20 protein-coding genes are annotated in these 24,355 nt (G+C 55.8%); 17 read left to right on the forward strand and 3 right to left on the reverse strand.

The window, feature by feature from the left end; genetic code table 11:
- Window positions 1–3 precede the first annotated feature (3 nt).
- From nrfD to Q8Q08_10330, 4 genes are all read left to right on the forward strand, one after another.
- A complete protein-coding gene (gene nrfD, locus Q8Q08_10315; protein ID MDP2654409.1) occupies window positions 4–1,173 on the forward strand; it encodes an NrfD/PsrC family molybdoenzyme membrane anchor subunit in 1,170 nt (389 codons plus the stop codon).
- A gap of 81 nt (window positions 1,174–1,254) precedes the next feature.
- The gene (locus tag Q8Q08_10320; protein ID MDP2654410.1) at window positions 1,255–1,521 is read left to right on the forward strand and encodes a hypothetical protein; all 267 of its coding nucleotides are present in this window, start codon (window positions 1,255–1,257) and stop codon (window positions 1,519–1,521) included.
- Between the two features lie 206 nt (window positions 1,522–1,727).
- On the forward strand, window positions 1,728–3,233 hold the full coding sequence (locus Q8Q08_10325; protein MDP2654411.1) for a NapC/NirT family cytochrome c: 1,506 nt from the start codon (window positions 1,728–1,730) through the stop codon (window positions 3,231–3,233).
- Window positions 3,220–5,154 carry a cytochrome c3 family protein gene (locus Q8Q08_10330; GenBank protein ID MDP2654412.1) on the forward strand — a complete coding sequence of 645 codons (1,935 nt, stop codon included), beginning with the start codon at window positions 3,220–3,222 and terminating at the stop codon, window positions 5,152–5,154. Before Q8Q08_10325 ends, Q8Q08_10330 begins: the two co-directional genes overlap by 14 nt.
- Window positions 5,155–5,246: 92 nt before the next feature.
- Here Q8Q08_10330 and Q8Q08_10335 read toward each other — a convergent pair whose 3' ends face one another.
- Entirely contained in the window at window positions 5,247–5,489 is a 243-nt protein-coding gene (locus tag Q8Q08_10335) for a hypothetical protein (protein ID MDP2654413.1), read from the reverse strand.
- 231 nt (window positions 5,490–5,720) lie between these two features.
- On the opposite strand from Q8Q08_10335, the gene Q8Q08_10340 reads away from it, so the two are divergent.
- From Q8Q08_10340 to Q8Q08_10360, 5 genes are all read left to right on the forward strand, one after another.
- Window positions 5,721–6,431: a Crp/Fnr family transcriptional regulator gene (locus tag Q8Q08_10340; GenBank protein MDP2654414.1), complete on the forward strand. Its 711-nt coding sequence runs from the start codon at window positions 5,721–5,723 to the stop codon at window positions 6,429–6,431.
- A gap of 71 nt (window positions 6,432–6,502) precedes the next feature.
- Window positions 6,503–7,009: a hemerythrin domain-containing protein gene (locus Q8Q08_10345; protein MDP2654415.1), complete on the forward strand. Its 507-nt coding sequence runs from the start codon at window positions 6,503–6,505 to the stop codon at window positions 7,007–7,009.
- Between the two features lie 15 nt (window positions 7,010–7,024).
- The gene (locus Q8Q08_10350) at window positions 7,025–8,176 is read left to right on the forward strand and encodes a putative sulfate/molybdate transporter (protein MDP2654416.1); all 1,152 of its coding nucleotides are present in this window, start codon (window positions 7,025–7,027) and stop codon (window positions 8,174–8,176) included.
- A 223-nt stretch (window positions 8,177–8,399) separates the two neighbouring features.
- Entirely contained in the window at window positions 8,400–9,173 is a 774-nt protein-coding gene (locus Q8Q08_10355) for a sulfite exporter TauE/SafE family protein (protein MDP2654417.1), read from the forward strand.
- 49 nt (window positions 9,174–9,222) lie between these two features.
- Window positions 9,223–10,500, forward strand: coding sequence for an alginate export family protein (locus Q8Q08_10360; protein ID MDP2654418.1), 1,278 nt, complete (start codon window positions 9,223–9,225; stop codon window positions 10,498–10,500).
- A gap of 48 nt (window positions 10,501–10,548) precedes the next feature.
- Here Q8Q08_10360 and Q8Q08_10365 read toward each other — a convergent pair whose 3' ends face one another.
- Window positions 10,549–11,058 (reverse strand): hypothetical protein, encoded by a 510-nt coding sequence (locus Q8Q08_10365; GenBank protein ID MDP2654419.1) that lies wholly within the window; start codon window positions 11,056–11,058, stop codon window positions 10,549–10,551.
- A gap of 181 nt (window positions 11,059–11,239) precedes the next feature.
- On the opposite strand from Q8Q08_10365, the gene Q8Q08_10370 reads away from it, so the two are divergent.
- From Q8Q08_10370 to Q8Q08_10385, 4 genes are read left to right on the forward strand one after another with little or no spacing between them, the layout of a single operon-like run.
- Window positions 11,240–13,219, forward strand: a complete 1,980-nt coding sequence (locus Q8Q08_10370; protein ID MDP2654420.1) for a hypothetical protein — start codon at window positions 11,240–11,242, stop codon at window positions 13,217–13,219.
- A 12-nt stretch (window positions 13,220–13,231) separates the two neighbouring features.
- Window positions 13,232–13,705 (forward strand): phosphatase, encoded by a 474-nt coding sequence (locus Q8Q08_10375; protein MDP2654421.1) that lies wholly within the window; start codon window positions 13,232–13,234, stop codon window positions 13,703–13,705.
- A complete protein-coding gene (locus Q8Q08_10380) occupies window positions 13,702–15,321 on the forward strand; it encodes an NTP transferase domain-containing protein (GenBank protein MDP2654422.1) in 1,620 nt (539 codons plus the stop codon). Before Q8Q08_10375 ends, Q8Q08_10380 begins: the two co-directional genes overlap by 4 nt.
- Window positions 15,322–15,340: 19 nt before the next feature.
- Window positions 15,341–16,153 (forward strand): glycosyltransferase, encoded by an 813-nt coding sequence (locus tag Q8Q08_10385; protein ID MDP2654423.1) that lies wholly within the window; start codon window positions 15,341–15,343, stop codon window positions 16,151–16,153.
- Between the two features lie 15 nt (window positions 16,154–16,168).
- Here Q8Q08_10385 and Q8Q08_10390 read toward each other — a convergent pair whose 3' ends face one another.
- Window positions 16,169–18,523, reverse strand: a complete 2,355-nt coding sequence (locus Q8Q08_10390) for a YfhO family protein (GenBank protein MDP2654424.1) — start codon at window positions 18,521–18,523, stop codon at window positions 16,169–16,171.
- A 164-nt stretch (window positions 18,524–18,687) separates the two neighbouring features.
- Here Q8Q08_10390 and Q8Q08_10395 point away from each other — a divergent pair, with 164 nt between their 5' ends.
- The 4 genes from Q8Q08_10395 to nifJ form a co-directional block, all read left to right on the forward strand.
- Window positions 18,688–19,386, forward strand: coding sequence for a Crp/Fnr family transcriptional regulator (locus Q8Q08_10395; GenBank protein MDP2654425.1), 699 nt, complete (start codon window positions 18,688–18,690; stop codon window positions 19,384–19,386).
- A gap of 196 nt (window positions 19,387–19,582) precedes the next feature.
- Window positions 19,583–20,122, forward strand: a complete 540-nt coding sequence (locus Q8Q08_10400; GenBank protein ID MDP2654426.1) for a hemerythrin domain-containing protein — start codon at window positions 19,583–19,585, stop codon at window positions 20,120–20,122.
- Complete coding sequence (locus tag Q8Q08_10405) at window positions 20,119–20,763, forward strand: hypothetical protein (protein ID MDP2654427.1); 645 nt, start codon at window positions 20,119–20,121, stop codon at window positions 20,761–20,763. The genes Q8Q08_10400 and Q8Q08_10405 overlap by 4 nt, the downstream gene beginning before the upstream one ends.
- Window positions 20,764–20,788: 25 nt before the next feature.
- The coding region (gene nifJ, locus Q8Q08_10410; protein MDP2654428.1) for a pyruvate:ferredoxin (flavodoxin) oxidoreductase at window positions 20,789–24,355 on the forward strand (3,567 nt) is incomplete at its 3' end.

The following is a 24,355-nucleotide window of genomic DNA, read 5'->3' on the forward strand; positions in this document are numbered from 1 at the left end:
AATATGCACCCACCTTTCAGCGGATTCATTTATCCCAATGAATATGAACTCCAGTGGGGGTTGCTGATCGTCATTTATCCGTATTTGACCGGCCTGGTCGCCGGGGCTTTCATCCTCGCCTCCCTGAATAGGACCTTTAACGTCAAAGTGTTGGAACCGGTGTATCGATTGGCGCTTCTGACGGCCCTGTCTTTTCTCATCGTCGCGCCTTTGCCGCTTTTTTCCCACCTGGGTCATCCCGAGCGCGCATTAGAAATGCTGTGGACCCCTCATGTCAGCTCGGCCATGGCCATGTTCGGCTTCGTTTATGCGTGGTACTTACTCGTGGTTTTATTGCTCGAGATTTGGTTTGATTACCGTAAAAATATAGTGATCTGGGCAAGAGAAAAAAAGGGATTGGCAAAATATTTCTATGGGTTGCTAACCTTGGGCGCCACGGATATTTCCGAGAGGGCCGTGCACTTTGACGACCGGGCAGGGAAGATCATCACGATTATCGGAATCCCATCGGCTTTTTTATTGCATGGGTATGTCGGGTTTATTTTCGGCTCCATTAAAGCAAACCCCTGGTGGAGTTCGGTCCTGATGCCCATTGTGTTCCTGTTCTCGGCCATTGTCTCCGGGATTGCGATGGTCTTTCTGCTGCACATGATTACTGACATGTTCCGCTGGAAAGCCCCCGACATGGCCTGCCTGAACAAGTTGGCGGAGTTTTTGCTCTATGCCATGCTGATTGATTTCTCACTGGAAACTCTGGATTTTATTCACCGGCTCTATGAATCGGAGGAGTCCATCCATATCCTGTCCGATTTGATAGAAAACCGGTTGTTCTTAAGTTTAATCATCACACAGATTATCTTCGGCACCCTGACACCTATCGTTGGCATCACCGTCGCCAGGTTTGGCGGGTTGCCCGACGAGATGAAGAGGATGATCTATTTCCTTTCAACGCTTTTGGTTCAGGTTGGCATTTTCAGTACTCGCTGGAACGTGGTGATCGGGGGACAGCTTTTTTCGAAAAGCTTAAGGGGGCTGACCGTCTATAAAACGCAGATTTTCGGGTTGGAAGGTATTGTGATGTGTATTTTCTTGCTCACATTGCCATTTGTCATTTTGTTCGTGCTTGCCAAAATTCTCCCACCCTGGTTTGAGCCGGAAACGAAAAAGGCCTGAGGTCGGCATATCAATGGACCAGTTGCTGATTTTTAGCTGACACAAAAACCCAATGATCCAAAAAACATAAGGAGGACGACAATGAAAAAAGTTCTGTGGGTAACACCTTTCCTAATCGCAGCCTGGGTGACACCAGCTCTTGCGAATGTGGAACAGATCAAGATCTATAAGGGGGCCTTCCCTGATTCCAAGCCGAAGTGCCTCTTTTGCCATGTGGACGCCGTTCCCAAGAAGGACGACGGGAAGCATGAGCCGAACGCCTATGGCCAGGCGGTCCTCAAACTCAATCCCAAACCAACAGCAGACACTTATCAGCAGGCCGGCCCTGCCGAAGACTTCAAGGAATAAGGGAAATCAATACCTCCGTTATTTCGCGCGCATAGCGGGCGGGATCCGGATTGATTTTATCTCTCAGGGGCGCTCGAAGAGTGTTTGCGTCCCCATTGTTTTTACAGGGATATTATAAAAACTTTCCTTGATTCCGGGAGGGGCGTGGTGTATGAACAGTAATATGGGGAGGGTTTGAATTGACGCAGGAATCTTCAAATAAGAATTTGGCGGCACGGAGATGCAAGTTTTCCGATTATTTTTACAACGGAGTGACGGCGGCCGGAGTCATTCTGACAATCGTTTTCTTTGTCATTGAGGCGGTCCTCTTCGGGATCGATTTTTTCTCCGGCGGCGCAAATTTTTATTTGGGGATCCTGACATATGTCTTTCTGCCTCCTTTTTTGATCATCGGCCTGATTTTGATCCCCCTGGGGGCCTTGGGGAAACGGCTAAGGATACAAAAAGGCCAATTGGATGGTGTTTTGAGGCCCCTGGTTTTTGACCCCACCGTCCCCACGCACCGCAACGCGGCGATCGTTTTTTTGTCCGGATCGACGATCCTTCTGGTCATGACCATCGTCGGCGCTTACAAGGCGTTTCATTACACCGAGTCCGTGCATTTCTGCGGGATTGTCTGCCACGAAGTCATGAAGCCGGAGCACACGGCCTACATGAATTCTTCTCATGCGCGTGTCAAGTGCGTGGAATGTCACATCGGGCCCGGAGCGAACTGGTATGTGCGATCGAAGATGTCAGGCCTGCGGCAGGTGTACCGGACCGCGGCCAACAATTTCGACAGGCCGATCCCCACGCCGGTGCACAATTTGCGCCCTTCTAAAGAAACCTGCGAACAGTGCCATTGGCCCGCCAAATTTTTTGGGGCTCAGCAGAAGGTCTATACCCATTACCTGGCCGATGAGACCAATTCGCCATGGGAGGTCCAGATGCTGATCAAGGTCGGCGGCGGCGACCCGTCGAAGGGTGCCGCCATGGGTATCCACTGGCACATGAACATCGAAAACACCATTGATTATATTGCGACGGATGACAAACGGACCGTGATCCCTTGGGTGAGATCCACCGATCCCCACGGCACTGTGACGGAATACATGTCCACGGAAAATCCCATAACCCCGGAGAAGGTCGCCACGTCCGAGGTCAGGCGCATGGACTGTATCGACTGCCACAACCGCCCGAGCCACGTGTTCCATCCCCCGGACCGCGAGCTGGACCAGTCGTTCATAATCGGCCGGCTGGACGTTTCTCTCCCTTATTTGAAACAAAAATCCATCGAATTGCTGAACGCTTCTTACACGAACGAACATGAAGCTGAGCAGGCGATCCTGACCGGGCTGTCCGATTATTACCAGAAAAGCTATCCAGAGATCGTCAGGGAAAAAGGCGCCGCCATCCAGCAGGCCACGCAGGAGCTCATCCGGATATACAAGAACAATTATTTCCCGGAAATGAAGGTGGACTGGCGGACCCATCCGAACCACATCGGGCATATGATCTCGGATGGCTGTTTCCGGTGCCACGACGGGATGCACAAGAGCAAGGACGGCAAGGTGATCAGCAACGACTGCAACGCCTGCCACACTTTTATCGCCCAGGGCCCGCCGGACGAGGTGGCCAAGACCCCGTCGATGGCCCAGGAGTTCCGCCACCCCGTTGACGTCGGCATTGATGTCACGGAAGAGAAGTGCACGACCTGCCATGCCGCGCAATAATCCTCTTGCCATATCCCTGGGCCGCCATATCCGGGCCGCCGCCGTTTTTGTTCCCCTTGCGCTGACAGCTGTCCTTCCGCCGGCCGCGGGCCAGGACCTGGACAACGATAGCTGTCTGGCCTGCCATAGCGACAAGGACTCCGCCCCTTTCGTCGATATCGAAAAGTTTGAAAGGTCCATTCATGGCCAGAACGATTGCATCAGTTGTCATGACGATATCACCGGAATTCCCCACGCCGAAAAATTAAAAAACGTCAGTTGTTCCGGCTGTCACGCGGTCGAGTCCGAAATTTATATTAAGAGTGATCACGGCCTGGCTTTAAGCAAAGGCACCACCGAAGCCGCGACCTGTGTCAGTTGCCACGGGGAGTCTCACGCCCTCCTGGACTCCCGCGACCCGGAGTCGCCTGTATATCGGTTGAATGTTCCCGCCACCTGCGCGAAATGCCACGACAATATCAAGGGGATGGCGCAGTTCCATCTTTCGCAAACAATGCCGATCGAGTCATATCAGCAAAGCGTTCACGGTCTCGCCTTGACGGAGAAGGGCAACAACGCCGCGGCCGTCTGCACGGACTGCCACGGCTCGCATGATTTGCATAAATCCACGAACCCGCAGTCAAAACTTTTCTGGCAAAATATTCCCGCCACCTGCGGCAAATGCCATGAAAATGTCCGGCAGACCTATGACCGCAGCATTCATGGGAAGGCGGTCAAGGCCGGAAAGCGTGACGCCCCTGTCTGCACCGACTGCCATGGCGAACACACCATAGATGCGGTCAAGCTTGCGACATCGAAAGTTTATCCGTCCCATATCTCCGAAACATGCGGGCAGTGCCATGCTTCGGAACGGATCACGACCCGCTATCAACTGCCGAAGTACGTGGTTGAGACGTACATGGAAAGTTATCATGGGCTGGATGTCCGTTTAGGGTCGGTCACATCCGCGAATTGCGCGTCGTGCCACGGCGTGCATGATATCCTGCCGTCCATAGACCCGCGTTCGTCAATCCATAAAGATAACCTCTCCAAAACATGCGGGAAGTGCCATGCCGGCATGACCGGCCAGGTCGCGAACGGGCAGATCCATTCGGGCCGCAGGCCTTCTCTGGAGCATTTCGCCGTCATGGTCGTGCGCCGGTTTTACGTCCTGCTGATCGCCTTTGTCATCGGCTTTATGCTGTTTCACAACGGCATCGATTGGGCGCGTAAACTCCGTCAGCATTACCGGGCGCACGCCGCAGTCGGAAAGACGATGCGCATGACGGTCAATGAACGAGTCCAGCACTTCATCCTGCTCCTGTCATTTTCGGTGTTGGCGTATACGGGTTTCGCCTTGAAATACCCGGAGACGTGGTGGTCGGCGCCATTTGCCGGGCATGGCGAGTGGAGGCGGCTGGGGCACCGGATCGCCGCGGTCGTTTTTTGTGCCTTTCTGATTTATCACACCATATACTTGTTGGCGACAAAGCGGGGACGCGAGAAAATAAAGGCGCTCTGGCTGAAGGGGAGCGACTTTGTCCAGCTCTGGGAGACGCTCCTGTATAATCTGGGAAAGCGGACACAGCGGCCGCTCTATTCACGGTATAGTTATGTTGAAAAGTTTGAGTACTGGGCCCTGGTTTGGGGGTCGATCGTTATGATCGTGACCGGGACGCTGATGGTCGCCTCGGACTGGCTGTTAAGCGTTCTTCCGAAATGGGTTTATGACGTGGTCGCTGCGGTGCATTATTATGAGGCGGTCCTGGCGTGTCTGGCGATCATCGTCTGGCACGGTTATTCGACGATGTTTGATCCGGACGAATATCCCATGAAGCTGACCTGGCTTAACGGCTTGCCGTCAAAGGCGGATAAGAAACACCGGCGGGATGATCCCGAAAAGCCCGTTGATCCTCCGGATCAAAACGAACACGGCCAATAAGCGTGGACAGGGTTCATTCTTGAAAATTCCGGCAGGCGGGGGGGGGGAGTGATCAGTTGCGGGATGACCTGTTTGCCAAATGGCTGTGAAGATTATGACGGAGTTCGCGCGATGAAGGCGCGGATGCGGACGCCCTTGCTGTAGGCCTCGCCCAGGGCGCAGATATCCTTGCACTGGATGGACATGCCGGCCCCCAGCTTTTCGTCCACGTCAACTTCCTGCCATTCCCCGGCCGCGGCTAAAATCGTCCGGGCGGCTTTTGAGATGTCCTCGCCGCGGAGATCCGGCAGGGTTTTTTTCAAAATGTCTTCAATTTCGCTCTGGGTCAGCGGCATATGTGCCCTCCTTCATGAGAACAGCCCGCGGTTGCAGGATCTTCAAAGCCTGTTTCGAATTTATTGTATCAAAAAACCGCGGCTTTGAGGGAAGAAACTCACCGGAGAGGACCCGGGGGAAGACCATTTTTTGTAGTCGAAGATTTGGCGGCGCTGTGATAGAATCTTTTGAGTGAAGTCCCGGCCCGGTGGCGTTTCTTGACCCCGGAAAGCCCCGGGGCCGAATCCGCCATGGCAGAACATTCTGCGTCCATCCCGATTGCCGACATCCCTTTATTTCGAGGCCTTTCTCCCCAGGATCTCCGGGCCATCCAATCTTGTCTGATTGAAAAGCGTTTAACCAAAGGCCAGTTTCTTTATACGGAAGGCGACGGCTGCCAGCGGATATTGATCGTGCGGTCGGGGCGGATCAAGATTTTTAAAATGTCGGCGGAAGGGCGCGAGCAGATTCTGGAAGTCTTGAATGCGGGGGATACCTGCGCCTGCAACCCCGGGAAACAGAATTGGTGCTGCTCCTCCTCGGCCCAGGCGTTGACAGACTGCGTTGTGTGGTATCTTCCGCGCGAGCAATATGTCCGGCTGGTCCAGGACAATTCGCGCCTGTCCCGTGCCCTGATCCAACTGCTGGCGGAACGGCTTTTCCGGTTCGGAAGCCTCATTGAGCAAGTGTCCCTGAACGACACCCAAAAACGGCTCGCCCGTTTTATCCTGGACATGAATGAAAACAGCGTGGCCAAACGAAATCATCAGAACCTTGTTTCCATTCCCTTCACAAGAGGCGAGATCGCGCAGAGGGTCGGTTCGACCCGGGAGACGGTGACGCGCCATCTCAACGCGTTCAAGAAGGCAGGTTACGTCGAGATCCTCCCGGGGGAGATCCTGATCCGGGATGTTGAAGGGTTAAGAAAGATTTCCTCGCAGGACGCCCCCGCGTCGCCGTAATGTCTTCCCGGCACCATGCTGTTCGCAGGCAAACTTCAGTCTTAGGCGTAAAATTGACAGGAGTTGACAGAATGTCCGACACCCACGAAGCCTTTCATCTGCTGAGGGCCGCCCACGAAGAGATCTCGGATGAATTGCGAAAATTCGAGACCACGCTGGTGAACCTGCGCTATGAAGGGCGGTCGAGCGATGGAAGGAATGAGGCGGCAATGAAGGAGGTCTTGGACTTCTTCAAGGAGACAATGGTGCCGCATATCGATGATGATGAGAGAGCCTTCGATTTTTTGGAAAAACATATCCCGCGGCTCTCCCCGTTGATCGGGCTTCTGCGCAAGGACCATCAGGAGTTCCGTGAACGGATAGCGGAGCTGGGAATTTTCTGGGCCGAGCTCCACCAGGAGAATGTCCTGTCCCGGCGGCTGGAGAGGGTGGAGCGGTTGATGAAGCAGGGGACGTTTTTGATCTGCTGCATGCGCCATCATCTGCGCGCGGAATATGAAAAGATTTATCTGGCATTGGACACGGAGCTCAAGCCATTGGAAAGGGAAACGCTTTTCCAGGGGCTGAAAAGATTGTGATGGGAAGGCCGGGGGATGCTTAAGTTCTTCTCGGACAGGGTCCGCTTCAACCGCAACGAGTTCTCCGGAAGCTTCGGCGACATCGGGACAGACTTTCCCTTGATCACGGGGATGATCCTGGCCTGCGGGCTGGACGTGACCAGCACGTTTGTCATGTTCGGGGCGATGCAGGTCCTCACCGGAGTGGTCTATGGGATCCCCATGGCGGTCCAGCCGCTCAAGATCATGGCCGTGATCATGATCACCCAGAAATTGAGCGGCAACATCCTTTACGGCGGGGGGCTGGCGATCGGTGTTCTGATGCTGGCCCTGTCCCTGTCCGGCCTCCTGGGATGGGTGGCCAGGGTCATTCCCAAATCGGTGATCCGCGGCGTACAGTTCGGGCTCGGCCTGCAGCTGGCCATGCTCTCCCTGAAGGATTATATCCCGTCGGAAGGGGCGGGCGGATATGCGCTGGCCGGCATTGGGTTTTTGATGATCGTTTTTCTGCTGGGAAACAAAAAGTGCCCTCCGGCGCCGTTTGTGATCCTCCTGGGGATCATTTACGCTCTTGTTTACAAAGCGGATTTTTCAGCCCTGCCCGGCACTTTCGGCGTGACCTGGCCCCAGCCGCGCGTCCCGGCCCTTTCGGACATTTTGACAGGGCTGGTGATGCTGACCCTGCCGCAGGTTCCGCTGTCCATTTGCAATTCCATTTTCGCCACCCGCCAGACGGTTGAAGATTTTTTTCCGGAAAAGCCCGTGACGGTCCGGAGGATCGGGCTGACATATTCGCTGATGAACCTTTTGAATCCGTTTTTTGGCGGCATTCCGACCTGCCACGGGTCCGGCGGCATGGCCGGCCATCATGCCTTCGGCGCGCGGACCGGCGGCTCGGTCGTGATCTACGGAATCTTTTACCTGGTCCTGGGCCTGTTTTTCAGCAAGGGGTTTGGGGAGGTGATCCATTTCTTTCCCAAGCCGGTCCTGGGGACGATCTTGGTCTTTGAAGGCCTGGCCCTGATGCGGCTCATGAGGGATTTGAGGGAGTCCCGCGGTGAATTCGCCCTGGCGCTTCTGGTCGGCGTAATGGCGGCCGGGTTGCCGTACGGTTATCTTGTGGCCATGATTTTAGGAACATGTTTGAAGCGCTGCGTGGACAAACAATGGATCCGATGGATGGATTAATGAGCGCGTGAGTTATGGAGCCCTGGTTTGCCGGGCGACATAACTCATCCGCGCGAACCCGTTCACTTCGTTCAGGGTGGTTTGGCCCAGAGGGGCCAAACCATTAACCCCGGACGACTTGCCCCGCCCCGCGGTTGGGGCAGCCGGGGTGAAGCGATCCTGCGAGTGAGCGTTGACGGAGCAGGGTAAATGTGATTATCAGCGGTTTAAAGGGGAGGTTGTCATTCCTTTTGTTTTAATTGTTGTTGTCTCTTTCGTGGCTTCCGGGTTGACGCTATTTTCCGGGTTCGGCCTCGGCACGATCCTGATGCCGGCCTTTGCCCTGTTTTTTCCCATCGAGCTCGCCATCACGTTGACGGCGATCGTGCACTTGTTGAACAATATTTTCAAGCTGTTTTTGGTGGGACGGCGTGCGGACCGGCGCATTGTTCTTCTGTTCGGCGTCCCGGCCTTGCTTGCGGCGCTCATCGGCGCCAAGGTTCTTGTGTGGTGCGACCGCTTTGCCCCCTGGCTGCAGTATGAGTTGGGCGGCCGGGAATTTGCCATAACTCCAGTGAAGGTTCTCATCGCTGTTCTGATCATTGCTTTCACGGCCCTGGAATTGAGCCCGAGGTTTGCGCGGGCGGCGTTCGACAAGAAATATCTGCCGCTGGGCGGGGCTGTAAGCGGATTTTTTGGCGGGGTTTCCGGGCATCAGGGCGCCTTGCGCAGCGCGTTTTTGATCAAATATGATCTGCCCAAAGAGGTTTACATCGCCACCGGGGTCGTGATCGCCTGCCTGGTGGATGTGTCCCGGATTTCTGTTTACGCGACACATTTGTCGTCTCAAAATTTGCAGGCGCATATTCCTCTTTTATCCGCGGCGGTGGTCAGCGCCTTTGCCGGAGCCTGGCTGGGCAACCGGTTGATCAAAAAGATCACCTTGCCGTTTGTTCAATGGCTGGTCAGCGGGATGCTGATCGTTGTCGCTCTGTTGCTGGGGTTGGGGTTGATTTGACCCCGGTCGGACATTAAAGAATTTTAGAATCAGCGGAAAGGATTGATCGATGGTTCGTCTTATGGGATGGGTTTTGTGTTTTGTTCTGGGAATGAGCGGTGCCGCGCAGGCCGCGGAAGAGGCCGGGCGCTGGACGTACAAAGCCGGGGTCGAAGAGAGGGTCCGGTATGAGCAGAAGTATGATTTTGATTTCAACGACGGCCGCAAGGACAACGGCGGGGCATTTTTCCACCGTTTGCGGCTGGACCTGAAATCCGTCTTGAAGGATGAGGACGGGGACAAATTGGAAATTTTTGTGCAAGGGCTCGACGCCCAGACCGGCGGGTACCGGATCAAGCCCGTTGCCGCGCAGAAGGATGATTTCGATTTTCATCAGGGGTATATCCGCTGGAACCGGATTCTGGGTTCGGATTTCGGCCTTAAGCTCGGCCGGCAGGAAGCGGAATACGGCAAAGGCCGGCTGATCGGGGCGCCGGCCTGGTCGAACCGGATGCGGACGTTTGACGCCGCCATTTTTAATTATGAGAACGCCGGTTGGAAGGGTGACGCGATCTATCTGCAGGATATGAAGTACGACGACAATAATTTTAACGATTCTTCGCCGCAAGAATTCCTGGCCGGCGTTTACGGCGGGTACCAGAAAGACAAGGCCTCTTTTTTGACCGAGGGGTATTTTTTGACCCAGCGGATCACCAGCGGGACCAGTGACGTGGAGCGTCATACCTTCGGCCCGCGCCTGCAAGGGAAACTCGGCCGCCTGCTGGATTTCGACATTGAAGCGCCCTACCAGTTCGGCTCAACCGGCGGCAAGGATATCCGCGCTTATGCCCTGGCTGTTGTCTTGAGCAGGGGGTTTGACAAGACGGCATGGAAATCGAAGGTCAATTTTGAGTATAATCAGGCCTCGGGCGACCGCGATCCCGGCGACGATGTGTCCGGCACGTTTAATCCGCTTTACCAATCCACCCACACAGCGTACGGTCTTCTGGATTTCTTCCGTTGGCAAAATATGCGGGAGGCCGCGCTCGGCGTGACGGTGTCCCCCACCGCCAAACTCAAGCTGACCCCGCAGACGAATTTCTTCTGGCTGGAAAGCACGTCGGACGCCTGGGTCAATTCTTCCGGGACGGTCCTGCGCAGTAAAACCAGCGGGGAACGCGGACATTATGTCGGGCAGGAGGTCTCTCTGCGTGCAGCGTACGCGTGGAATTCCCATGTTCAATGGGAGACGGGTTACGCGCATTTTTTCACCGCTGACTACGTGGGCGACACGGGTTCCAACGACGACACGGACTGGATCTATACTCAGGTCAATCTCAAGTATTAATGAGCCATCAACTTGTGGAGCCGTAGGCTGGCGCAAGTTTGCCTGACTTTACCAACTGAACCAGCGGTGCGGTGGGGGAGGGGGCAGGCCGAGGTGCTCCATGATGTCCCCGAGAGCGCCTTGTTCTGGCAGGCCGTAAGCTCCGTCCGAAGCGATGATGGCTTTCCCGGTCGCGATAAGAGAATTTTTGGCTTGAGGGTCCAAGGTTTTGTTCAGGGACCGGCAGATGCTGCGGGCGTCAAATCCGTTCTTGTCCCCGAAGTCGATGACACGGTATGTGGCAAGGATTTGCTGGTAGCTGTTCAGGCCGATCTGCCGGGCTATCTGCACAATGATGCGGCGTTCCGTGTCGGTGAATTGCCGGTCGCTTTTGGCCAGGTAACAGAGCGTCAGGATGATCTGGAAGGGGACGCTTCGCCGGACGGCGGCGATGGTTTCCCTTTCTTCCCGGGAGATTTTTTCAGCCCAGAGAGCGCCGGCCCCCAGGCCGACCGTGAACGCGGCCGCGAGAATGAGCGGCTTGAAGAGAGCACGGAGTTTGGGTGGAGAGATCGTCATCGTTTGGGGGCCGCAAGTGCGCGCCGTCGGGAAAACGAAAATTATGATGGGCCGACAGACGGATATCATATATTATATATAAAATAACGGTGGAACGCACGGTTTCTCGCGTTTCCGCGTTCTCCTTCGTTACCGGGATGGCGCGGCCCCCCGGAAGGTGGAAACGCAAGCCGGCCTTGTCATGAAAAATTCCAGTTCTTATTTCCTTCCTGTCCTGTGTTGCCTGACGCTCGGCCTGCTGGCCGGCCTGTCGCTGGTCCACCTGCCCGCGGTTTACCGTGTTTTCGTTTTCATGCACAAAAACGCGCTGGATGTTTCCTTCACGGGCTTTTCTGTCCTGACGGTCATTTATTTGGCGGTCAATTATCTTACGGTGGCATTCTTCGGTTACCGGCTGAGCCACCGCCTTTATCGGTATCCGGCAGATATGGGACGCGGGCTGCAGGTTCTCGCGTCTTTTTTTGTTGGTTTTTTGTGCACCATCGGCCTGTTGAGGGTGATGACCCTTTTTGTTCCCTACAAGCAGATTTATTGGCCGACGATGGTGGTGATCGGAATTCTGATGTTCTTCCATCGTCCGGATAGCCCCCGTAATGGCTGGCGGGGCATCTTCGCGGGTTGGAAAAGATTTTTGAGCGCCCGATTCCTGTGCGTCGGGGTCATCCTGACGGTATTTTTTGTGTATGCCCTGCTCCATCAAGTCCGGTTCGCGGATTTCATCTGGGTCGGCCACGGGCCTTACCAGTATGCCTATCTCCACAATATGTGGGACCAGGCCGCCCTGTCCCATTTCCCCGTGCTTTCCAAGCATTATGACGAGCTGATTTTCCATTACTGGTTGTTGTCCCCTATCCAGTGGCATTTTAATCCGATCCTGCCATGGTGGGTCACCTTGGGCGTGATCAAGGTCTCTGCCTGGGTGTTCCTCTTTTCCATTTTCAGGAACCTTGGCGCGTCTAACGTCCTATCCCTGGTGATGTCTTTGTTCCTATTCCTGGGAACAACATCCCTGGATCCGACGAAGTATTATTTGATCTTTGATTCCGCGAATTTGCTGTTTTTTTGCGCACATTCCGGCCGGGTGGTGGGGCCTGTGCTGGTGCTTATGATGCTGGCGGAAATTTTTGCGGCCCCGGGAGAGCGAAAACCGTTTCCCTGGGTGTTTTTTCTGCTGGCGGGGCTGGGATTGACGGCGACGTCCTGCTCGAACGTCTTCTGGCTGCTGATGGTGGAGGCGGTGCTTTTGATTTCCTGGGTGGCTTACCGCCGGCCTTACCGGTTGAGAGATGAACCCTGGAGCGGAACACTGATCTGTTATCTTTCCGTGGCCGCCTGCCTGTTGCTTTATGGCATGGCGTTTGATGGGCGGTATGTTTATGCGGCAAGGCTGGCGGCTGTGGCGGCGGTCCTTTTGATTTTGTTTTTCCGGATGGCCGTGAGGGGTTACGGGGTTTGCGTGAACTGGGACCGCGCGGCGAACGGGCGATTGCTCCGGCTGGCCGTCCTGGGGGCGGCCATGGCGGCCGGGATGATCTTTCTGGGCAATCTTTTTGTCGAAAACCGCTTCGCCGTCGCGTTTCTTAAATTTTTAGGGAAATTCCTGGGCGAGATTCCGTTTCAGCCTCTTTCTCCCGGATTCCGGGCTCCCATGGAGCCGGTTGAGACGGGAGGCTTTGCCCTGGGAGATTACCGGGAGGTCGCGACTTACAACGAATATTGCCTCGGGCTGTTACAATTCGTGGGCTATTATGGTATGATATTGGCGGCCATTTTGACCACGAATTATTTTTTTGTTTCCGGCGCGGCCAGGACGCCGCTTTCCAGGGCTGACGGCGTAATCTATGACGTTTTTCTGATGGCTGCAGCGGTATTGCCGTTTTTTCTTTTTTTTATGGATTTCGTCAAGTTCGGCACGCGTGCCTGGCTTAAGTCGCGGTTCCTGGAAGGGCCGGTTTACCTGATCCTGTTCGCCATGTGTTACGCGATAGTCCGGTTCGGTTCGCGGGTTGTTCAGGGAGTGGCTGTTGTTTTGTTCTGCGTTTATATGCTTGTGCCGTTTGTGGCCACTGAACGACACCGCCAGATATTGCACAATTGGAATCTTTTGATCGAGTATTACCAAGACAACCGTGATGCGCCGGGAGCGCTTCACGGGAAGTGAGGGTTCGCAGCGATGAGCAAGCTTCATTTTGTTCTGGACGTGGACGGTGTCCTGACCACCGGGCAGTTTTTGTATTCCAGCGACGGAAAAGCCTATAAGGTTTTTGGGCCGCATGACGCGGACGGGCTGAAGATGTTGAGGGACAAGGTCAACATTTCCTTTATCAGCGCCGACCACCGGGGTTTTGGCATTTCGAAAAAGCGGGCGGACGACATGGGCTATCCGATTGCGCTGGTCCTGGAACAGGACCGCCACGAGTATATGAGAAAGACATACGGATTCGAGAACCTGATTTTCATGGGTGACGGGATTTTCGACGTTCCGATCCTTAAGGATTGCCTGTTCGGGATCGCCCCGGCCGGGGCGCGGAAAGAGGCGCGGAAAGCCGCGGATTTTGTCACCGAATCCGGGGCCGGAGGAGGCGCCGTGCTCGACGCCTGCCAGGAGATTTTAAAACGGTTTTTTAAACCCAAGAGGAAACGATGAAGTATAAAGCGTGTATTCTGGCCGCGGGCGCCGGCGCCCGCATGGGGACCTTGTCCCAGCACGTCAACAAGGCCCTCCTGCCGGTCAATTTCAAGGCCACGATCTCTCATATCATCGAGAAATTTCCCGCGGATGTCGAGGTCGTCGTGGCGGTCGGCCATAAAAAAGAGACCCTCATGGATTACCTGGCTCTGGCGCATCCCGACCGGACGTTCAAGTTCATCCGGATTCCGGAATACGTCGGACCCGGGACCGGCCCGGGGTATTCGCTCCTGCAGTGCCGCCAGGAGCTGAACTGCCCGTTTGTCCTGTTCACCGCTGACACCATTGTCCTGGAAGAGGTGCCGGTTCCTGACAAAAATTGGTACGGCGTCGCGCCGGTTGAGAACACGGAGGACTATTGCACGATCAAGATCAAGAACAACCTGGTTTGCCAGATCGACGACAAGGTCAAGACCGACAACCGGTTCGCCTGGATCGGGCTGGCCGGGATCCACGACCACCAGGTCTTTTTTTCAGCCCTGGAAAAGAACAAGGACGTGATCGCCGGTGAGATCCAGGTATCCAACGGCTTCAAATACCTCATCGAGAAACAGCTGGTCCCCATCCATTTCACCTGGTTCGACACGGGCACCCTCAAGAAATACATCGAGACCAACAAAAACCTTTCCGGCCAGAACCAGGGGTTCGATTTCAGCAAGAGCGACGAGTTCCTGTATTTCGTCGAAGACCGGGTGATCAAGTACTACGCCAACCCCGAGATCATCCGCAAGCGTTATGAGCGGTCGCTGGCGCTGGGCGGGCTGACCCCCAGGATCGAAGACCGCCGCGAGAATTTTTATGTTTATAAAAAAATCGACGGCCAGACACTTTACAGCATCCTGAACAACCAGCTGCTCAACGATTTTCTGTCGTGGGCCGAGGCCTATCTTTGGAAGAAACAGGAGTTGTTCGCGGACAAGAAAAACGAATTCTCGGCGGCCTGCCGGAAATTTTATTACGACAAGACCATGGAACGGCTCAAGACTTTTTACGCCAAGACGGGCCTGTATGACTGCGCCAGCAATGTCAACGGCGAGGACATCCCGCCGCTGAAAGAGCTATTTGAACAGGTGAACTGGGATTACATCTGCGACGGCATCCCCGCGACCATCCACGGCGATCTTCAGTGTGACAACGTCCTGGTCATCAAGGACAAGCGCGGCCGCAAGGAACAGTTTGCGCTCCTGGACTGGCGCCAGGATTTCGGCGGGCTTATTGAGATGGGGGACCTTTATTATGATTTGGCCAAGATGTACGGCGGGTTGACGTTGTCCTATCAGCTCATCAAGGAGGGGATGTTCAATTTCGACATGAGCGGATCGAGCGTTTTTTACAAGTATTACGTCAAGAGTGACCTTCTGGAGGCCCGCGAGGAGTATGAGAATTTCATCGTCCACAACGGTTTCGATCTGCACAAGGTCAAGGTCATGGCCAGCCTGATCTTCCTCAACATGTCGCCCCTGCACAACGACCCCTTTGATCACCTGCTGCATTTTCTCGGCAAGAAGATGCTGTATCATCTTCTCACCGAGGACCAGGGCCGGAGCCAGGCGAGCCTCGCGCCTCTGGGATAGATCTCCGGCGGGATAACCTATGGCAAAAATCGGCATCTTCCTTCCCTGTTACAACGTTCAGAATTCGATCCCAAACGTCCTGGGGTCGTTTTCTGATGAGACCCTGCGCTCGGTGGCGGAAGTGGTGGCCGTGGACAACTGCAGCCAGGACAAGACCCTGGACATCCTCAAGGGTCTCCAGCGCCAGGGCGGGGAACTGGGCCGCCGTCTGGTCATCATCAAGAATCTGCAGAATTACGGCCTGGGCGGAAGCCAGAAGATCGCTTACCAGTATTTTCTCGACCACGGCTTCACGCACTTCATGATCATTCATGGCGACGGGCAGGGGGGCGGGGAGGATGTAGCGCGGAGTTTTTTAAAAGTCCTTGCGGAGAACCCGAACGTCGACCTGGCTGTGGCCAGCCGTTTCACCCAGAAGAGCGATACCGCCGGCTATAACCGCATGCGGGTGATCGGGAATTTGCTGTTCAATTTTCTCACGTTCCTGCTGACCGGCCAGAAGATGACGGATTCCGGCGCCGCGATCCTGCTCATCCGGACAGACATCCTTAAACAATATCCTTTCCGGCACCTGACGAATTCGTTCCAGTTCAACCCCGAGCTCAACGTCCTTTTCTATGCCACAAAAGGGCTGAAGATCGTCGAGATCCCCCTGAAGTGGGTGGATTCCAGCGACAAGTCGAACATTACGGCCCTCAATTACTGCTGGACCCTCCTGAAAATCCTTCTGCGTTACCGCTGGAACAAGACGTTCCTGCGCAAATCCGGCTGGCAGTTATTCCACGACCAGTCGCAGGAGATCCTTCCCCAGTTCCAAATCCTCAAGGCGTAATTCTTTTGATGGTGGTTATGGCCGCCCTTGAATACGGCTGCGGAGAGCGAAGGCCAGGACAGCCGCCAGGGACAAAAGGCTGAGCAGGGCTCCGGCATAAAAAGATACCGGCGCGAAGCGGAACCGTACCGTGTGAAGGCCCGGAGGCAGGAAGACCGCCCGGATCAACCCGTCGGCAAAAAAGATCTGCGTTGGCTTTCCGCCGACATCCGCCGTCCAGTCCGGGTGGTAGCTGTCCCCCAGCATCAGGAATCCCGCGTGCTCCATGTTGGCTTCGACGATGACGTCATTGGCGGTGTATTTGACGATCCGGGCGGAAGAGCCGTCTGACAGAGGGACGGCCTGAAGTTGTTCGACGATCTCAGGCACGGCCGGATGATGGATCACCGCGACCTGCCGGAGATTGTTGCGCAGGAGTTTGATTTTCGCAACGGCAGAGGTTTCGTCCGGTTCGAATTCGGCCTTGTGCACAATGAACGCCCTGGGGTAGGCCGACGCGTGAAAAAGCAGCGCGGCCTCGCCGGAATAAACGGTTTTGGCAAAGATGTTGACGGCCTGCGGCGGAATGGTGGCCGGCATTTGCGCGGGCGCGACGGTGAATGCGATGTTCAGGAGGTCAAGGTAAGGGCGCGGCCCGGGCATGAGCGTGATGGGGATTGCCCACAGGGACGCGTGTTTCAAGTCCTGCTGAAAATATCCTTCAATGAGAAAGTTGTTCACAAAATTGACGTACCGCCGGGGAAGAAGGCCGCTGGCAACGCCGAAATCGTTCACGCCGTAACCGGAGGCGGTGTTCGGATGAAACGTCCAGAAGATCCCGTAAGCGCGGATGGGATCAGCGGATTTTTTCATGGCCTCGATGTAGGGGACCTTCGGATAACTGTCAAAGCGGTTGACCCGCCCCCTGTGGATGTATCCGAAAAGCTCCCCGGTGAGGAGGAGGAGAACCAGGCCTCCGATCCAGAAATTCTTGACCCGCGACAGGTTTTTCAGCGACAGCGCAAAGGACAGCGCCGTGAGCGCTCCGACGGCCCATAGCCCGGCGTGCAGGGACAAGGGAAAATGGGCGGCCTGCCGGTAGACCCACAAATATCCTGCGACCATCAGCGCGAGGGGAAGGACAACAGATAGGCTTTTGACAAACGCTTTGCGGTCGTTGAGGATCACCTTGATCCCCATGCCGGCCAGGATCGCCACGCTGAAAGCGAACAGATGCCCGGTGTGCACAAAGAACCGGCAGTCGCGCAGGATGGGAAGATATCCGATCCAGTTGATGAAGGGAAAGCCGAAATAGGATTTGGAGATGTTCAGGAACGCCGCGAGGAAAAAGAAATAATTCAATCCCCGCCGCTGGTTGCGGAACAGGCCGATGAATGCCAGCGCCAGAGGCAGAAACCCGACGTATCCGCCCAGCCATCCGGCCGGCGTGAATTCAAAATTGACCGGTTCCTTTTGGAAGAAATACGGGGAGGCCAGGGTGATGAGCCGGGAGAGCGGAAGCCCGTCGGGCTTCAGCCCGATGAGGGGAGGGTGGTTATGCCACAGCTCCGCATGGAGGTTGCGCAGGAAGGGAAACAGGACCATGGCGGAAAGCCCCAGCCCCAGGAGATATCCGGCCGCCAGTACGGCAGAGACACGGCCCAGCGGTGGCCGCGGCCGGACGGTCAGGACCCGGAAGACAACGTAAAGGCCTGCGAAGAGGTTAACAAAGAAAACGTGCTCAGGATGGCCGGCATAAAACGTCGCGGCCACAGCCACAGCCACCAGCCCGGCCGACGGTAGGCGCGGGTGGCGCACCAGCCGCTCCAGCGCGAGCAGAACCAGCGGTGTTAATATTTCCACGTTGGTAAACAGGTATTGCAGGAGGACCATCGGCCCGCTGAGCGTGAACGCGATCGCCGACCCCAGCGAAGGAACGGGCTTATAGCGCAAGGTCCGCATGAAGGCGTACGTGAACAGGCCGCCCAGGAGAAATCGCAGAAAAATCATGACATCCCAGGCATAGAGCGACGGCAGGACGTAGAGAACAAAATTCAACGGGAAGAAAATTCCCAGTTCCAGCATGGCGATGAATGGATAGCCGCAGGCCTGGTGAGGGTTCCAGAGAGGAATCTCTCCGGCGCGCAGGGAGCGCCTGACGAATTCGTAGAAGGGTTCTTCCATCATGGACGAATCCGTGCTGGTCACGGGAAAGAATTTGGGTTTGTTCTGTTCCTGCCCGTAGGGTCCGGAGGAAAGGGCCTGGGGGTTGGCGGTGGTGACCTTGAAGGTTTTACCGAAGAAAACGACGTCGTAGAAGGAGGCGCAGAGCAGGACGGCGATGGCAACGGCAGCGAGGCAAAATTCTCGGAATGGTTTGGGATGGCTCATGTTAGAATCAAGTTGTTAAGATTTCCCTTATTATACATGAGGGCTTGAAAAAGGAAAGGGCGCCGCTTCCGGGTTCGGAGACTGTTGTGGCAGCCCCCCCGGGGTGATGGCGCGAATCCCGATATTGCAAACCCCTATCTGATGGGGTAAGATAATACCTTAATATGCCTTCCGAATATGCCAAACATAACGTGCATCTGAAGGATGTGAAATTGTTCCAGGGTTTATCTCCCGCAGTCCTGGCGTCCCTGAAACCGTTGCTGCAAGAGCGGAGCTATCAAAAGGGGCAAATTCTGCTCATGGAAGCCAACCGCTGTGAGCAGGTCTTTATTGTCCAGAGCGGCCGCGTCAAAATGTTCAGGACATCGGCCCATGGCAAGGAGCAGATCCTGGAGGTTCTCGAAGCGGGAGATTCCTGCGTCTGCAACCCCGGCGACCCCAAATGGTGTTGCGCGTCCACGGCCCAGGCCATGACAGACTGCAAAGTTTGGTATTTTCACCGGGACCAGTACACCCGGCTTGTCCGCAGTAATCACGAGCTCATGATCAAGTTGAATCACCTCTTTGCCGAGCGTCTTAACCGTTTTTGCTCCCTGATCGAGGGGGTCTCCCTGGATGACCCTCAGCGCCGGCTGGTGAAGTTCATCCTGGACATGACCGCCAGCGCCAACGGCAAACCCCTGGATTCCCAGCATTTTAAACTCCCTTATACGCATGAGGAAATATCCCAGAGGATCGGGGTTGTCCGAGAGACTGTGACCCGCCATTTGAATAACCTTAAACGTCTGAAACTTATAGACATACAACCTCACCGTATCGTTGTCCTGGACCGCGCCGGCTTGGAAAAGCTGTTAAAGTCCTGAATCCGGGCCTTTCCGGAAGTTTTTTCTCCCCTTGTGACTCCAGTCACAGACAGTCTTCCCTAAATATCTTATACTTAGGCGGATTCAAAAAGGATCCCATGCCAGCCCTGGACAGCGGATGTCCGCTTCGGGGCCAGTCTCTTTATCCTGAAGGCATATCCAGATCCAAGCACCACCCCAACCACGAGGCGCCTATATGCTGAAAGCGGAAGAGATCATGAAGTCCATCGCAAAAAGCCATGAAGATTTTTTGGCCACCAACGACCGGCTGTATGAATCTGTCAGTGACCTGCATTACGGCGGCAAATGTTCCTTTGAGAAAAGTCTCCGGGACATCGACGCTATTCTGAAATACTTCCGCGGCATTCTCGGCGGGCACATCCAGGAGGAAGAGAAGGTGATCTTCCCGTTCCTGAACAGGCATATCCCCAAACTGGAACCGGTTTTGAATTTTCTGAGAGGGGACCACAAGGAATTCCAGGAAAGCCTGATTTCCGTCGACGTTCTGTTAAAGAAGCTCAGGCAGGAAAAAAACGGCATCCGCCGGCGCGCCATTACAGAAAAGCTCTGGGAAAAAGGCATCTATCTGTATTGCCTGATCCGCAATCATATCAAGGCCGAAGACGAGAACGTTTACAAGGCCATCCAGTGCCAATTGCACCGTGACGAGCGGCGGAGGCTGGCCGAGGAGCTCAATCGCAGAAAATTCTTGAAAAAGGAAAGAGGGCGGTCATGAACCAGGAATTTACCTTGATGATCCAGGCGGCGTTTGCCGTCGGAATTGTCCACACGCTTTTGGGGCCCGATCATTACGTGCCGTTCATCGCCCTGGCGAAATCCCGGCGATGGACGCTGGCCAAAACGATCGGCGTGACGCTGTTGTGCGGACTGGCCCATATCGCCGGCGCCGTGGTTCTCGGGCTGGGGATTGTCGGCCTGGGGCTTTCCCTGCAGCGTTTCGGGGTGATCGAGTCTGTCCGGGGAGGGGTTGCCGCCTGGGCGCTCATGGCTTTCGGTGTTGCCTACATGGTTTGGGGCGCGCGCCGGGTTTTTCAAAAGAGAGAAGCTGAGGTTAAAATCGAAGACAGGGCCAACAGCCCTGTCTTTTGGTTTATGTTCTTGATCTTCCTTTTCGGGCCGTGCGAGCCGCTGATCCCGTTGATGACGCACCCGCTGTGCTGGTCTGAACCGGCGCGGCTGTTCATTATCGTCGGCGTCTTCGGACTCTCAACGCTGGCCGCGATGACGGTTGCCGTCACGGTCTCTGTCTGCGGGCTGAACGTGCTGGGGCTCGGCCGTGTCGCGCGGTTTTCCCATGTCCTGGCCGGCGGCGCGATCGTTCTTTGCGGGGCCGCGATCCGATTCCTTGGCCTATAAAAAAATAGAAAAGAAAGCAGGTCTTATGTCACGTCCAAAAGTCACGATCGACGGCAATGAAGCCGCGGCGCATATCGCTTACCGGATCAGCGAAGTGATCGCGATCTACCCGATCACCCCGTCTTCAACGATGGGGGAACTGGCTGACGAATGGGCTTCGGCGGGGCTTAAGAACATCTGGGGGACGATCCCGCTTGTTCAGGAGATGCAGAGCGAAGGCGGCGCCGCCGGTGTTGTCCACGGCGCTTTGCAGACCGGGTCTCTGACCACCACTTTCACCGCGTCCCAGGGCCTGCTGCTGATGATCCCCAATATGTACAAGATCGCCGGCGAGCTGACCTCGACGGTGTTTCATATCGCGGCGCGTTCCCTGGCGGCCCAGGCCCTGTCCATTTTCGGCGACCATTCGGACGTGATGGCGGCGCGGAGCACCGGCTATGCCATGCTCTGTTCCTCATCGGTCCAGGAGGCCATGGACCTGGCGCTGGTCTCCCATGCCTCGGCCCTGGAGGCCCGCGTTCCCTTCCTGCACTTTTTCGACGGATTCCGCACCTCGCATGAGGTTTCCAAGATCGAACAGCTCACAGATGATGATATCCGCGCCATGATCCGGGAGGACCTGGTCCTGGCGCACCGGCAGAGAGGCCTTTCCCCAGACCGGCCGGTGATGCGCGGCACGTCGCAGAACCCCGATGTCTATTTTCAGGGGAGGGAAACGGTGAACCCTTTTTATGAGGTCTGCCCCGAGATCGTGCAGAAATATATGGACCAACTGGGCGGGCTCACCGGGCGGAAGTACAAGATCTTTGAATATTACGGTGCCCCGGACGCCGAGCGTGTGATCGTTCTCATGGGGTCAGGCGCCGAAGTGGCCCATGAAACCGTGGATTACCTGATCAAGCGCAACGAAAAAGTCGGGGTCCTGAAAGTCCGGCTGTACCGGCCGTTCTCGAACAATGCTCTTATCCAGGCGGTCCCCAGGACCGTGAAGGTCCTGTCGGTGCTGGACCGGACCAAAGAGCCGGGCGCGGCCGGCGATCCGCTGTATCTCGATGTGGTCAACGCGGTCATGGAGGTCGGGCCGGAAAAATGGGGCAAGGACTTCCCGAAGATCCTGGGCGGCCGTTACGGGTTGTCGTCCAAGGAATTCAACCCGGCCATGGTCAAGGGGATCTTTGACGAGATGGCCAAGAGCGCGCCCAAGCGGCATTTTGTGGTCGGGATCAACGACGACGTGTCCCGCAAGAGCATCGAGTATGACAAAGAATTCAATACGGAGAACGAGGGCTCCGTCCGGGCCGTGTTCTACGGCCTGGGCGCCGACGGAACGGTGAGCGCCAATAAAAATTCGATCAAGATCATCGGCGAGCACACGCCCAACTATGCGCAGGGGTATTTTGTGTATGACTCGAAGAAGTCGGGCTCCATGACGATTTCCTTCCTGCGGTTCGGCCCCAAACAGATCCGTTCGTCCTATTTGATCACCAAGGCGAATTTCGCGGGCTGCCACCAGTTCGGTTTCCTCGAGCGGTATGATGTCCTCAAAGAGATCGAGGAGGCCGGCGTATTTCTGCTCAACGCGCCGTACGGCCCGGATCAGATCTGGGACCATCTTCCGAAAGAGATCCAGGAAACGATCATCCGCAAGAAATTGAAGTTTTATGTGATCGACGCTTTAAAGGTCTCCCGCGAGGTGGGGCTCAAGGGCTTGATCAACACCATCATGCAGACCTGCTTTTTCGCCGTCGCCGGCGTCCTGCCCCGCGAGGAAGCGATCGAAAGCATCAAGACGTTTATCAAGAAAACCTACGGCAAGAAGGGCGAGGAAATTTTAAATATGAATTTTAACGCCGTGGACCAGGCCCTGGCAAATCTCCATGAGGTCAAGGTCCCCGGACAGGTGACGAGCAAGTTCTCCCGCCATCCGGCTGTGCCGGCCGGGGCCCCGGACTTTGTCCGCAAGGTCACGGCGCGGATCATCGAGCAGCGCGGGGACGAGATCCCGGTGAGCGCCATGCCGGTGGACGGCACGTTTCCCGTCGGGACGTCACAGTGGGAGAAGCGCAATATCGCCCAGGAGATCCCGGTCTGGGAGCCGGAGATCTGCATCCAGTGCGGCAAGTGCGTCATGGTCTGCCCCCATGCCGTGATCCGGACCAAGGTTTATGAGCCCGCGTCCGTGAACGGCTCCCCGGCGACGTTCAAGTCTGCCAAGGCCAAGGACAAGGAATATGAGGGATGGGATCTCACGATCCAGGTCTCGCCCATGGATTGCACCGGATGCGGCCTGTGCGTGGATGTCTGTCCGGCCAAGAGCAAGACCGAGGCCAAAATCAAGGCCTTGAATATGAAGCCGCACAACGATTTTCTTGAAGCGGAGAATGTCAACTGGAGTCATTTTCTCAAGATTTCCGAAGTGGACCGCGGCCGGGTGAAGCAGAATTCCGTGCGCGGGGTCCAATTCCTGCAACCGTTGTTCGAGTTCTCCGGCGCCTGCGCGGGATGCGGGGAGACGCCTTACATCAAGCTGGTGTCCCAGCTGTTCGGCGACCGCTCGATGGTGGCCAACGCGACCGGCTGTTCATCCATTTACGGCGGTAATCTGCCGACAACGCCGTGGACAAAGAATAACGACGGCCGAGGTCCGGCCTGGGCCAATTCCCTTTTTGAGGACAACGCGGAGTTCGGCCTCGGGTTCCGGCTGTCCGTCGACAAGCAAAAAGAATTCGCGTCCGAGCTTTTGAAACGGCTCGAATCCCAGGTCGGCACGCAGCTGGTCACGGAGGTCCTGAACGCCAACCAGAGTGACGAAGCCGGCATCCTGGAGCAACGAAAGCGCGTTGAGATTTTGAAAAAGAAACTGGAGACCGTCAAGGTCCCGGAAGCCCGCCAGCTTCTGGGCGTGGCCGACATGCTGGTCAAGAAAAGCGTGTGGATCATCGGCGGCGACGGGTGGGCTTACGATATTGGTTTTGGCGGACTCGATCACGTCCTGGCTTCCGGCCACAATGTGAACGTCTTGGTGCTCGACACCGAAGTTTACTCCAACACGGGCGGGCAATGCTCCAAAGCCACACCGCGAGGCGCTGTGGCCAAATTTGCCTTTAGCGGAAAAGCTCTCCCCAAAAAAGATTTGGCTCTCATCGCGATGAGCTATGGCAGTGCATACGTGGCACGGGTGGCCATGGGAGGCGGGGATACGCAAACCTTGAAGGCATTCCGGGAAGCAGAGGCTTACGACGGACCATCGTTGATTATAGCCTTCAGTCCCTGCATCGCCCACGGATACGATCTGATGTATGGGATGGAACAGCAGAAAGCAGCCGTGCAATCGGGCTATTGGCCGCTGTTCCGCTACAATCCCGAGCGGACCAAGGACGGTGGCAATCCCTTGCTGTTGGATTCGCGAGCGCCGAGCATTCCCGTCCAGAAGTACATGAATAACGAGACGCGATTCAACATCTTGAATCACAGCGATTCCGACAAGGCTGAAAAACTACGACGCATGGCTCAAAAAGAGCTAATGGATCGCTGGCGACTTTATGAAAGACTTGCCGCGCCGCCTGCTGTCAATACGAAAACTACGGCTGGA

The sequence above is a fragment of the Candidatus Omnitrophota bacterium genome (genome assembly GCA_030688425.1).
In the GTDB taxonomy this organism is placed as follows: domain Bacteria; phylum Omnitrophota; class Gorgyraeia; order Zapsychrales; family JANLHA01; genus JAUYIB01.

Bases quoted from the DNA above. Each gene is read 5' to 3' on its own strand.
- nrfD (MDP2654409.1), top strand. From the start codon at position 4: ATGCACCCACCTTTCAGCGGATTCATTTATCCCAATGAATATGAACTC.
- Q8Q08_10320 (MDP2654410.1), top strand. From the start codon at position 1,255: ATGAAAAAAGTTCTGTGGGTAACACCTTTCCTAATCGCAGCCTGGGTG.
- Q8Q08_10330 (MDP2654412.1), top strand. From the start codon at position 3,220: ATGCCGCGCAATAATCCTCTTGCCATATCCCTGGGCCGCCATATCCGG.
- Q8Q08_10335 (MDP2654413.1), bottom strand. From the start codon at position 5,489: ATGCCGCTGACCCAGAGCGAAATTGAAGACATTTTGAAAAAAACCCTG.
- Q8Q08_10340 (MDP2654414.1), top strand. From the start codon at position 5,721: ATGGCAGAACATTCTGCGTCCATCCCGATTGCCGACATCCCTTTATTT.
- Q8Q08_10345 (MDP2654415.1), top strand. From the start codon at position 6,503: ATGTCCGACACCCACGAAGCCTTTCATCTGCTGAGGGCCGCCCACGAA.
- Q8Q08_10350 (MDP2654416.1), top strand. From the start codon at position 7,025: ATGCTTAAGTTCTTCTCGGACAGGGTCCGCTTCAACCGCAACGAGTTC.
- Q8Q08_10360 (MDP2654418.1), top strand. From the start codon at position 9,223: ATGGTTCGTCTTATGGGATGGGTTTTGTGTTTTGTTCTGGGAATGAGC.
- Q8Q08_10365 (MDP2654419.1), bottom strand. From the start codon at position 11,058: ATGACGATCTCTCCACCCAAACTCCGTGCTCTCTTCAAGCCGCTCATT.
- Q8Q08_10370 (MDP2654420.1), top strand. From the start codon at position 11,240: ATGAAAAATTCCAGTTCTTATTTCCTTCCTGTCCTGTGTTGCCTGACG.
- Q8Q08_10375 (MDP2654421.1), top strand. From the start codon at position 13,232: ATGAGCAAGCTTCATTTTGTTCTGGACGTGGACGGTGTCCTGACCACC.
- Q8Q08_10380 (MDP2654422.1), top strand. From the start codon at position 13,702: ATGAAGTATAAAGCGTGTATTCTGGCCGCGGGCGCCGGCGCCCGCATG.
- Q8Q08_10385 (MDP2654423.1), top strand. From the start codon at position 15,341: ATGGCAAAAATCGGCATCTTCCTTCCCTGTTACAACGTTCAGAATTCG.
- Q8Q08_10390 (MDP2654424.1), bottom strand. From the start codon at position 18,523: ATGAGCCATCCCAAACCATTCCGAGAATTTTGCCTCGCTGCCGTTGCC.
- Q8Q08_10395 (MDP2654425.1), top strand. From the start codon at position 18,688: ATGCCTTCCGAATATGCCAAACATAACGTGCATCTGAAGGATGTGAAA.
- Q8Q08_10400 (MDP2654426.1), top strand. From the start codon at position 19,583: ATGCTGAAAGCGGAAGAGATCATGAAGTCCATCGCAAAAAGCCATGAA.
- Q8Q08_10405 (MDP2654427.1), top strand. From the start codon at position 20,119: ATGAACCAGGAATTTACCTTGATGATCCAGGCGGCGTTTGCCGTCGGA.